The sequence below is a fragment of the Candidatus Cardinium sp. cByotN1 genome (assembly GCF_022810525.1).
In the GTDB taxonomy this organism is placed as follows: domain Bacteria; phylum Bacteroidota; class Bacteroidia; order Cytophagales; family Amoebophilaceae; genus Cardinium.
Window position 1 is genome coordinate 1 of record NZ_JAACGG010000018.1, and the last position, 1,995, is coordinate 1,995.

Here is a 1,995-nt window from a genome sequence, read left to right on the forward strand (position 1 = left end):
ATAGTGGTGAACGGAAACTGAATTGTTATTTACGCTAAATTAGGATTATTCTATATAATATCCTAAATTTGTTTTTCCTTTCAGCGAACTAAAGGTATTAGTCGATCAGTAAGTATGCTATCCTTCCTACTAATAGTATTTGTATTTTTTATAAAAAAATCGATAAATATTTAAAATTTTAAAACAAATGCGTGATACGAAGCAATGCAGCCCTTTATCAAAAAAAGTTGTAAACTTTTTATTTTTAGTTGTTTTACAGTCTTTTTTGTTAGGTCAATGTGATAAAGCCAAGATTAGTTCTGAGCGAAGTTCGCCTGCAACAATCAATTCTGTAGATACAACATCAACTAATTCTGTAGGTTCGGATAGTGGTAGTGTAGGTGATCTTGGTTCAATAGAAGAGAATGAAAAGGTAGACGACCAGTCAGATAAATCAAAAGAGCCTTGTGATAAAATTGAGAATCAATTAAATACAAAGAAGCTATTACTTCAATGCAAAGCGCGGTGGGATAGAGTTAAAAAAAAATCTGAATCAAGTCAGAAAAAAGAGATTCAAGCACTTAGTCCATCAGAGGCGAAAGGTTTTTTGGAAAATGCTATGACAACAGATGATATCTCATTATTTAAAAAAATATTGAAGCATCGAATGCCAGTACCGTTTACTTCTGAGGACCTGCTAGAGGTTTTGAACAACGTAGTACCACGATCACCACTTCCTGAGCTCTCCCAAAAGATCTCTCAAAAATTTAGGGAAATGGCTACCATACTACTTCAACTGCTAAACCAACATAATGTTTCTAAAGAGCTTTTATATAAGCCGGATCTAATAAGTGGAAGGACAGCATTCCATTATTTTGCTATATGTGCTGATATCGATATTTGGGAACGTCTACTAAAGCAACTAAAGGAGATGAAGATTGGGTTAGATTGTTTGTCTATACCAGATTGGAATCGTCAAACCCCACTGCATTATCTTGCTAGTTTAGGTTGCTCTTACTTTATCTGGGAAAGTATACTCGGTGAGCTTATTAAAGATAGTACAAATAAGTTTATGTTATCTCTACAAGATAAGACAGGGACCACCCCATTGCATTATATTGTTCAAAAACATTATAAAAATAATATTTTAGAAATTATCCTAGGTATAATTTCTGAAAATGATTTAAGCTTAGAAGATAAAGATGGTAGAACCCCACTGCATCTTCTTTTTTTAACTCAACAACAACATAGTAAAATAGAAGATTTCAAAATTCTATTTATTCAAATAAGAGATAAGCTTGGTTGCGATCTAGTAGTGGATACCTTACTAAAAAAAGATAAAAAAAGATAAAAAAAGAAATTCTGTTATTGGGTGTAGCTATTTGCCTCAAGACAGCAATTCCAACACTTTATTGGAGAAGATTATAGGTACAGCTTTCCCCTCTAAAATAGGGTTTAATAAAAATATAAGTAAAGGAAAAGCAATGCTTAGCTGTATTTTAGATTTTCTACCTTGTGTTTTAAACAAGTCTCAACTTGGTATAATTGCGCGTGAAATTGAAGGCAAGGTAGAGGATAAGAGCATCTCTCAGGAGTATGCTAATAAGTTGTGTGCGATAATAGGTAAATATATCGATAAAAACTATGGTAATGAAGCAAAAAAAGTTAGAGAGTACGTAGCGCATGCAAGACACCTCGATCCACAATCACTTTCTCACGATGTCGATCACGATGAGGGATATTGTTCCTCTTAATATCCAGTAATATTAACTACGAATAATGTAACGAAATAACTATCGAGGAAAAAGAATCTATCTCTTTGCTTTATAATGAGAACTAAATACAACTAGAATCAAAAAGTTATTTTTAATTTAGCCAATGCTAGCAAACCACATTGGTGCATGGATACCTTGGTTATGCAGTCAAGGAACGCCATGGCGGTTCTAGTAAAAACTCCCCTTGTAAAATAGTTGCGATCAGCAAGCGCCCCTTATAGATGAAATAGAAAAACAGCTG

The 1,995-nt window shown here is 33.5% G+C and carries 2 protein-coding genes; both read left to right on the forward strand.

From position 1 onward, the window contains the following. Positions 1–187: 187 nt before the first annotated feature. Entirely contained in the window at positions 188–1,330 is a 1,143-nt protein-coding gene (locus tag MUW73_RS00640) for an ankyrin repeat domain-containing protein (RefSeq protein ID WP_243575150.1), read from the forward strand. 31 nt (positions 1,331–1,361) lie between these two features. Next, complete coding sequence (locus MUW73_RS00645) at positions 1,362–1,733, forward strand: hypothetical protein (protein WP_243018314.1); 372 nt, start codon at positions 1,362–1,364, stop codon at positions 1,731–1,733. Positions 1,734–1,995: the final 262 nt, after the last annotated feature.